The 8,783-nt window shown below is 58.8% G+C and carries 11 protein-coding genes; 9 read left to right on the plus strand and 2 right to left on the minus strand.

Annotated elements, in window-relative coordinates:
- The first annotated feature begins 1 nt into the window (after position 1).
- Genes CH74_RS15830 through CH74_RS15840 form a run of 3 tightly spaced genes read left to right on the plus strand, consistent with a single transcriptional unit; the run spans position 2 to position 2,486 of the window.
- A complete protein-coding gene (locus CH74_RS15830) occupies positions 2-751 on the plus strand; it encodes a 5-oxoprolinase subunit PxpA (protein ID WP_048308483.1) in 750 nt (249 codons plus the stop codon).
- Positions 748-1,518 (plus strand): 5-oxoprolinase subunit PxpB, encoded by a 771-nt coding sequence (pxpB, locus tag CH74_RS15835; RefSeq protein ID WP_253273095.1) that lies wholly within the window; start codon positions 748-750, stop codon positions 1,516-1,518. The genes CH74_RS15830 and pxpB overlap by 4 nt, the downstream gene beginning before the upstream one ends.
- Positions 1,515-2,486 (plus strand): biotin-dependent carboxyltransferase family protein, encoded by a 972-nt coding sequence (locus CH74_RS15840; protein WP_048308485.1) that lies wholly within the window; start codon positions 1,515-1,517, stop codon positions 2,484-2,486. The genes pxpB and CH74_RS15840 overlap by 4 nt, the downstream gene beginning before the upstream one ends.
- Before the next feature lie 15 nt (positions 2,487-2,501).
- Here the strand turns inward: CH74_RS15840 and CH74_RS15845 are convergent, their stop codons facing one another.
- Entirely contained in the window at positions 2,502-3,719 is a 1,218-nt protein-coding gene (locus CH74_RS15845; RefSeq protein ID WP_048308486.1) for an MFS transporter, read from the minus strand.
- A gap of 7 nt (positions 3,720-3,726) precedes the next feature.
- Positions 3,727-4,227, minus strand: a complete 501-nt coding sequence (locus CH74_RS15850) for a hypothetical protein (RefSeq protein ID WP_048308487.1) — start codon at positions 4,225-4,227, stop codon at positions 3,727-3,729.
- Between the two features lie 229 nt (positions 4,228-4,456).
- Between CH74_RS15850 and fliD the strand changes: the two genes are divergently transcribed.
- The 6 genes from fliD to CH74_RS15880 all read left to right on the plus strand — a co-directional run.
- Positions 4,457-5,845, plus strand: a complete 1,389-nt coding sequence (gene fliD, locus CH74_RS15855; RefSeq protein ID WP_048308488.1) for a flagellar filament capping protein FliD — start codon at positions 4,457-4,459, stop codon at positions 5,843-5,845.
- Positions 5,846-5,856: 11 nt separating this feature from the next.
- A complete protein-coding gene (fliS, locus tag CH74_RS15860) occupies positions 5,857-6,240 on the plus strand; it encodes a flagellar export chaperone FliS (protein WP_172656353.1) in 384 nt (127 codons plus the stop codon).
- 70 nt (positions 6,241-6,310) lie between these two features.
- Entirely contained in the window at positions 6,311-6,685 is a 375-nt protein-coding gene (locus CH74_RS15865; RefSeq protein ID WP_048308489.1) for a flagellar protein FliT, read from the plus strand.
- Complete coding sequence (locus CH74_RS15870; RefSeq protein ID WP_048308490.1) at positions 6,682-7,965, plus strand: flagellar hook-length control protein FliK; 1,284 nt, start codon at positions 6,682-6,684, stop codon at positions 7,963-7,965. Before CH74_RS15865 ends, CH74_RS15870 begins: the two co-directional genes overlap by 4 nt.
- Entirely contained in the window at positions 7,962-8,243 is a 282-nt protein-coding gene (locus tag CH74_RS15875) for an EscU/YscU/HrcU family type III secretion system export apparatus switch protein (RefSeq protein WP_048308491.1), read from the plus strand. The genes CH74_RS15870 and CH74_RS15875 overlap by 4 nt, the downstream gene beginning before the upstream one ends.
- 405 nt (positions 8,244-8,648) lie before the next feature.
- The coding region (locus CH74_RS15880) for a flagellar transcriptional regulator FlhD (protein WP_048308492.1) at positions 8,649-8,783 on the plus strand (135 nt) is incomplete at its 3' end.

The following is an 8,783-nucleotide window of genomic DNA, read 5'->3' on the forward strand; positions in this document are numbered from 1 at the left end:
CATGCCAACCTTGCTACTCAACGCGGATGTGGGGGAAAGCTTCGGTGCTTGGAGAATGGGGCGCGATGAAGAGGTCATGCCCTACATCGATCTGGCCAACGTGGCCTGCGGTTTTCATGCCTCGGACCCGGACACCCTGCGGCGCACCGTGCGGCTTGCGGTGGCGAACAAAGTCGCGGTGGGTGCGCATCCCGCCTATCCGGACTTGATAGGGTTCGGGCGTCGTTCCATGGCCTGCTCCGCAGAAGAAATCGAGAATCTGGTGCTCTATCAGATCGGCGCGCTGTCGGCGATGTGCCAGGCGGAAGGCACCCGATTGCGCTACGTCAAGCCCCATGGCGCGCTCTACAACGACATGATGCGCGATAGCGTCAAGCTCGCTGCGGTGATGCGGGCGGTGGCCGCCTTTGATGCGGCACTGCCGCTGATGGTCATGGCCACTCGCGATCCCGCGCCGGCTCAGGCGCTGGCGGATGAGCATCATATTACACTGTGGTTCGAGGCCTTTGCCGATCGCGCTTACGATGGTGAAGGCCGATTAGTCTCCCGCCGCGAACCCAATGCGGTACACCACGATCCCGAGACGATCGTCGATCAGGCCCTGCGCATTGCCAAGGGCCAGCCGCTGACCGCAAGCGACGGCAGCGAGCTGATATTGGAGGCGCAAACGCTGTGCGTGCACGGTGATAACCCGGAATCCATTGCGGCGGTAAGGGCGATACGTCAAGCGCTCAGCGAAATAGCGATATGAATAAGCGAGAGGGTGCAATGCAGCTGCCGCGTCTGGAAGTGGCAGGGGTCGATGCCTGGCTGGTGCGGCTATTCGATGATATCGATGATGCCAACATGCCCTGGATCATGGCCTTGCTGCGTCGCTGCGAAGAGAGTTTTGGCGAGGCGCTGATCGATCTGGTGCCGTCCTATACCACGCTTTTAGTGCATTACGATCCCTTGCAGCTTACCCCGGGTGAGGCGCGTTCGCGTCTGGCGATGCTGCTTGCGGATCTCGATCCGGGGGAAGACGGCGACCAGGGCGAAGGCACTTCAGACAACGTCAAGGAACTACAGGTCTGGTACGACGACAGCGTCGGGCCGGAGCTTTCTCTGCTTCAAGAGCACAGCGGCCTGTCTCGGGAGGCAGTTATAGAGGCGCATAGCGGTCAGGAGTATCACGTCTTTGCCTTGGGTTTTGCGCCGGGATTTGCCTTCATGGGCAGCCTACCGAAAGAGTTGGTGTTGCCGCGCCTAGACACCCCGCGCAAGCGCGTGCCGGCAGGCAGCGTGGCGGTGGCCAATCGTCAGACTTCGGCTTACCCGCGTATCTCTCCTGGGGGCTGGAATCTGATTGGACGCACCAGCGCACGGCTGTTCGATCGTGAACGCGACGGCTTCAGCCTGCTTCGGGTGGGTGACCGGGTGCGCTTCGTGGCAGTGGATCGCGATCGTTTCGAGAAGGCCGGCGGTGACACGACGCCAGCGGAAGAACGCGGCCCGAACGCAAGCAGGAAGAATTCATGAGTGCAGCCGGCGGTAGGGGCGCTAGTGGCGGGAGCAGAGTTCAGTTGCGCGTGGAGCAGGCCGGGCCGCTGGCCTTGCTGCAGGACGCCGGGCGCTTCGGGGTTCGGCGCCTTGGCGTGACCCAGGGCGGTCCGGTGGATATCCATGCCTGGGCCTGGGCCAATCACCTGCTGAATAATCAATGGGGCGCGGCAGCGCTGGAAATCACCTTTGGCGGCTTGAGCCTGATCGCCGAAGGCGATGCTCAGCTAGCGATCTCGGGCGCAGATCTTGAGGCCACCCTGGACGACGATCCAATCGAGCCCTGGTCACGCTTCGAAATCCAGGCGGGTCAGCGTCTGCGTTTCGGTTCGCCGAAAGACGGACTGCGTGCCTATCTGGCCGCACCGGGCGGTTTTCTCGCCGAGCCGGTGCTGGGCAGCGTCGCCGGCGTGATCCGGGAAGGCTTGGGCGGCCACGATGGCCAAGGGGGGAAGCTGCAAAAGGACGATACCCTGATCTTTCAACAATGCCATGAAGAGGGTGAGCTGCCCCAAGCGCCTTCCGCTGATAACCGTCCGGACTATTCACAGCCGGCAAGGCTTGCGCTGGTGCCCGGCGCTCAGATCGCGGAATTCGACGGTACCAGCCTGTTTGCAGCTTTCAATCGCCCCTGGCAGGTCGACGATCGCGCCGATCGCATGGGGGTGCGTCTCACCGGCCCTGAATTGAAGTGCGCCGTTTCCAGCATGATTTCCGAGGGTATTGGGCTTGGGGCGGTGCAGGTTCCGCCGGACGGTCAACCGATCGTGCTGCTCAACGATCGCCAGACCATCGGCGGCTATCCGCGACTGGGCGCCTTGACGCCGCTTGCCTGCGCCCGGCTGGCCCAGTGTCTGCCGGGCCACGAGGTTTGGTTACAGACTCAGGCGTTGAGTGCGGCCCAGGCAGATTACCGCCGTTTCTTGCAGGGCTTTCTCCCTGGTTGACCTTCACTAGAACAATCAATGACCCAGGGTCACCAATTGGCCTTGCGCATCGACTTCAAGCTTACGCCGACGACCGGCCAGCAGTGCGAAGGTGGTGGCCAGGGCCACATAGGTCAACAGCACCGAAGTCAGCAGCGTCATGTCCTGGGTGTATTCCAGCAGAACGCCGACCATCAACGGCCCGGTGGCGGCCAATACATAGCCAAACCCCTGAGCCATGCTCGACAGCTGACCCGCAAGTGCTGAGGTGCCGGTGCGTAGCACGATCAACGTCAGCGCCATGCTGAAACAGCCCCCTTGGCCCAGACCCAGAAGAAGCGCACCCCACCAGCGCCAGCTTAGGGGCGCCAATAGAAGCAGCACGATGCCGGCAGCGGTCAGCCCCATCAGCAATAAAATGGTCGGTCGTTGGTCCCGGCCCAGGCGTGCAATCCAGGGTGCGCCCAGGGCGGTGGCCAGTTGGCAGGTGATCGAAGTGGCCAACAGCCAGCCGGCCTCACCCTCATCGAGTCCGCGACGCTGTAGCAGTACCGGCAGCCAGCCAAAGACGATATAGGCAAGGGACGACTGGCAGCCCATGTAGCCGGTGACCTGCCAGGCCAGGGCCGAACGCAGCAAACCGGGATTACCCTGCCCAGTTTTGGCATGAGCCTTCGTTTCCGGCGATGGCTGGGGCATGGCCAGACGCCAGGCTACCAACGCCAGCAGGGCAAGAAGCGCCCAACTGCCCAGGCCGAGGCGCCAATCATTCAACCAGTCCGATAGCGGCACCGAAAGCCCCGCGCCCAGCGCCCCGCCTAGGCACAGCGCCATGGTATAGACGCCGGTTACCACATCGGCGCCCTGAGGGAGTTCGCGCTTGACCAATCCCGGCAGCAGGGTGCCGACGATGCCGATCGCGGCGCCGGCCAACAGGGTGCCAAGATACAAAAGCGGAACATGGCCGTTGGCCCGCAGGACGAGGGCGCAGGCCAGTAGCAAAAGCCCCAGGCTCATGGCCCGCTCTGGCCCCACTTGTCTTGACAGTCGAAGCGCCAGCGGGGCGAACAGTCCCAGACAAAGCACCGGCAGGGTAGTCAACGCGCCAATAGAGGATGCCGAGAGATCGAGCTCCTGCTGAATGCGGATCAGTAACGGCGCCAGGGACGACAGAGCCGGGCGCAGATTGAGCGCCACGAGAATCATCAGCCCCACGAAGAGGAGCGGATGACGCCGCAGAGAAGTTGTTGTCATGGTGTCGTTACAAATGCTTTTTCAGATCGCCGCGCACGCTGTCGAGGAAGGTGATGAAACGGGTATCTCGCTCGTCGTCCTGGCGATCGATACGACAACCTAGCGACATGCTGCGTTTGACCAGAATTTCATCAAAGATGTCCAGAGCGATCTTGATGGCGGGCTTCGTGCCCGGTTCGATGCGGCCATCCTCTAGGGTGAAGCTTTCCAACAGCGTGGCGCGCACTCGGGTGGTTCCACCTTCGGTCAACACCCGGCGTACGAATAGCCAGCCTTCGCAGGCCAATTCTTCCGCATTATCCCGACGCCGCAGAAACAAGGTGCGATAGCAGGCGCCTTCCTTGGCCCCCTTGTCTGCCATGCTGCGATAGCCTTCGGTGACCCGCGAGGCCATGGCATGAGACTCCGCCAGCTTGCGTATGGCGGCACTATGCTCTCGGCTCACTTGGTCCTGGCGGTTGAAGCGTTGCCATTGATGGTAGTCGTTAAAAAGTCCGGTCGAGTCCATGACGATGTCCTAGAAGATCAAGAGAAGTGGCAGTGCAGCCGATATCAAAAGAGAGGCACTCATTCAAAGGGGGACCATGATGGCGTACCTGTTGTTCTCATGCCAGCGATGACCCTCAAGTTCCCGAGCAGTTTGCCGATACGACGAATTGAACACCTATCGTCAGTCTGTTCCAACGGCGAATGCGTTGCCGGACTGGTAAAAAGGTCATAGATCAAAGAGGGTCATCATGGCGAGTATTTCTTCAATAGGCATCGGATCGGGACTGGACCTCAACGGTTTGCTGGATCAGCTCGAGGCCGGAGAGCGGGGGCAGCTGACACCGATCGTTCAGCAGCAGAAAAGCTATCAGGCCCAGATCTCGGCCTTTGGTCGGCTCGAGTCAGCGCTGGACAAGTTTCAGGACGCAGCGGCCAAGCTCAACGATGCGGACTCTTTTCGCAGCGTGAAAAGCAACATGACCGGCGAAGCCATGTCCGCCACCGTGGGTACCAAGGCGGTAGCAGGCACCTATGATATCGCCGTCTCTCAGCTGGCCCAGGGTCAAGCACTGGCGAGCAACGGGGTCAGCGACAAGGCTGAAAAGCTGGGAGCAGGCAGCCTGAGTATCAAGATCGGTGATGAAACCCTGGATATCGCCATCAGCGAAGGCAAGAGTTCGCTCGAATCGATCCGCGATGCCATCAATGCAAAAGATGGTGGTGTCACCGCGTCGCTTATCAATGACGGCAGCAATACGCCTCATCGTCTCGTGCTGACATCAAAGAACACCGGTGTCGATTCTACGATGACGGTTACCGCCAGTGATAATGCAACACTGTCAAACCTGCTTAGCTACAACAGCACCGACGGCTCTGCCGACAGCATGACGCAGACCGTTCAGCCGCAAGACGCGATGCTCAAGGTCAACGGTCTCGATATCACCAGTTCATCGAATCGAGTCGAGGAGGCCATTCAAGGGGTCACCCTCAATCTCGACAAGATCACCACCGGCACCGAAACGGAACGGCTGACGATTTCCCGGGATAACGCCGCGATCACCAAGAACGTTCAGGATTTCGTCGATGCCTACAATGGCCTTCAGAAAACCATGAGCAGTCTGACCGCCTACGACAAGAAAAGCGGTGTGGCGGGCCAGTTGTTGGGCGACAGCACCATGCGCGGCGTGGAGACTCGTCTGCGCAACGTCATGGGCAATCCCTTGAGTGGAGAGGGGCTACAGCGCCTATCCGATGTGGGTATCGAGCTCAAGCTCGACGGCAAGCTGGAAGTCAACAGTGAAAAGCTCGAAGCCTTGGTTGCCGAAAACCCCGAGAGTCTGAACCGCTTCTTCGGCGGTACCGATACCCAGGACGGCTTCTCGGACATTCTCGAGTCAACCGTCAAGACCATGCTGGATAAAGGTGGCCTGTTGAGTAATGCCACCAGCGGTCTAGAAAAGCGCATCGAGGGGCTGGGCGATCGTTACACCCGGACCGAGGAGCGCATCGATGCAACCGTTGCCCGCTATCGTAAGCAGTTCGGGCAGATGGATCTCCTGGTGTCCCAGATGAATTCCACCATGAGCTATCTAACTCAGCAGTTTGATGCCATGAATGCCCAGCTGGGCCGTAAGTAATGGAGCTTTCGATGAGTGCAATGCGCGGTGCCAATGCCTACGCTCGAGTAGGCGTGGAAACTGGGGTGATGTCCGCATCGCCCCATCAGTTGATCGTCATGCTGTTTGATGGTGCCCAGGCGTCCATGCGGGCGGCACGGCTGCACATGCAGCAGGGCAACATGATGGAAAAGGGCAAAGCACTGTCCAAGGCGATCGACATCGTCAACAATGGTCTGGCCGCGGGGCTTGATCGCGAGAAGGGCGGTGAAATTGCCGAACGCCTGGGATCGCTCTACGACTATGTGGTGGGCCTTTTGCTGCGAGCGAACTTGAAAAATGACGAGGCGCTGATCGATGAAGCGTCCAAGCTGATCGAGAATATTGCTTCCGCCTGGCGTGAGATCGCTCCTTGATCTTGGACTCGGAAGAAGCGCTCTAAATGATCATGTAAGTGAAGCAGCCCCAAGCAAGGAACAAGCGCCAATGACGCCGGTTGAAAACGTAGTTGCGGCTTATGAAAAGCTACTCGCGCACTCCACGAGCAGACTGGCCTTGGCTCGCGAAGGCCATTGGGCGCAGCTTGCTCAGCAAGAAGCCGATTATCTGGCAGAGGTTGAATCGCTCAAGACTCTGGAAGCGCGTTATCAACGTGCCATTGAAGGCAACACGGCAGGAGTGCGTCGCAAGGCAGCTCTTATCGAGCGTATTCTCAAACAGGACAGGCAGATTCAGCAGCTTGCGGCGAGTCATCGCGACGAGCTGCGGGATCTGATGGACGATAGCCGTCATCGTCGCGATCTTTCCAAGCTCTATAGCGCGGGTGCCGGTATCCCCTCGGACAATCAAGGGCTTCGATGAGTGGTGTCATTACTCCGTTACTCGACACGCTATTGCATCAGGTGCTGGGCAAGCGTGTCGATACCCAGGCAAATCGGGAGCTTCTGGAGCCGGTCAAGCCCCTGACGGCAGGCCAGGCACCCCGAGCGCTTCACAGTGATTCACGGCTGCATACGGAGCGCAGCGCCGTCGCCCTCCCTGGGGCGAGTGCAAAAGAAACAAAAGGGGAGGCCGCGCCGCTGCCTCCCGCTTCCACAACCCCTGCCTCGACGACCACCCATTTCAGTCCTGCGGCTCGCAGCATCGCCGATATTCTCTTCAAGTTTCCTGCTCCGCCCTCGGTGATCAGATCGCCGGCGCCACTATTGACCGGTGGCATCGATCCGGATGCCATTAATGCACCCGCCTTGGCAGGCCGTCTACAAAGCAGTATCGAGACCAGCGGATTGTTCTATGAATCTCATGTCGGGCGCTGGTATCGAGGCGAGATGCCGGGAAGCGCGCTGTTGCGCGAACCCCAGATGCAAGTTCAGTCCTCGAACAGTGCGCTGATCAATGCGTTGATGACCAAGCCGGGCCAGACCGAGGGCGCTTCGACAGCCGGGAGTTTGCTGATCGATAGACGCTCCTTGCCTGCCTTGTTGGGGGCTGAACGGTGGATATTGACGCCACTGCCTACCGGAGCGCCCACGGAGTCGCCCTTGGCGCCGTTGTCACCCGTTCAGGCCGCCCTGGCCTTCATGACGCCTCAGGATGTCGCCCAGGCATTTGCCCAGCGGGGAGAGCTTCCCATTGGTTCGGCAATCGGTTCCGGTGTCAATTCAGCTCATGCTGGCGCTAACGCTAACGCTAATGGCATGGACGGCATCGATGAGTCCCTGCAGGGAATTCTGAGACATCAGCTCGAGTTGCTGGTAACGCCGACCCTGCGTTGGGAAGGGGATCTCTGGTCCGGTGTTTTCATGGCCCTGGTTATCCAGGTGCCCGAGCAGCTGGCGGAGCATGCCAGACAGGAAAAGGATCAGCAGCAGGGCGAAGAGGAGCAAGAAGCGGTATGGCACAGTCAGCTTAGACTCGAGCTGCCGCGTCTGGGAGAGCTTGAAGTGCAGCTGCATCTGCGTAATACCGCGCTGCGTTTGGTCTTGCAAAGCGAGAGTGCAGCCTGCACCGGCATGCTCAACGCAGAGCGAGACGCCTTGAGCGAGCGGCTCACACGTTGTGGCTTTGCGGATGTACAGGTCAATGTATTGACCAAGATAAACGCCTCGAAAGAGGATTCCTCTGGCGAAAAATCCTCATGAGCCAATCGCAACCCCCACACAAGGGACGTCGCCAGGCCGTGGCCCTGGCTTATAGTGACGATGGACGAGCCCCTCGAGTATTGGCCAAAGGGTATGGTGAGCTTGCCGAGCGCATTGCCACTGAGGCCCGCCGACAGGGCCTTTACATACACGATGCGCCGGAACTGGTGGGCTTGCTGATGCAAGTCGATCTGGACGCTCAAATTCCCCCTGCGCTGTATCAGATCATTGCGGAACTGCTGGCGTGGGTGGCTGAAATCGACGCTGCCCCCCGTTAAAAACCTTCGTGACTACCTTATTGCAAGACTTGTCTATCGTTTTTGCGTTGAGGTGAGCACCAAGAATTCAACGTAATCGATCTTTTTGAACCCTCGACATCTCTTGAAGCCCACGTATGCCGGGCTTCATGCATTTTACGTGATAAAAAATTGCCTTATTGAGCAATGGTTTGCAGATAAAACTACCCATCTGATTACAATTCAGTAACGTATTCGTCATTTTTTTGCGACACACCTATTGCAATGACTCATAAAAAGGTCTCAAAATACACCTGTCCTAAAGCATTAGAACTAAGTCAAATGTGACAGGGACACAATAAATAATGGCCATTAGAGCCATATAAAACTAGGCAAAAGCCTAATAAAAAAACCAAGCAACACTACGCAAACGCAGGGAATGACACCATGACAATCGACAGCCTTCTAGAAGACATCCAAGACATCAACCTGTCCTATCTGCTGCTCGTACAGCGTCTGTTGAACGAAGATCGTGCAACGGCAATGTTTCGCCTCAAGCTGAGCGAATCCATGGCCGATCTG

The organism is Halomonas sp. PR-M31, assembly GCF_001039575.1.
In the GTDB taxonomy this organism is placed as follows: domain Bacteria; phylum Pseudomonadota; class Gammaproteobacteria; order Pseudomonadales; family Halomonadaceae; genus Modicisalibacter.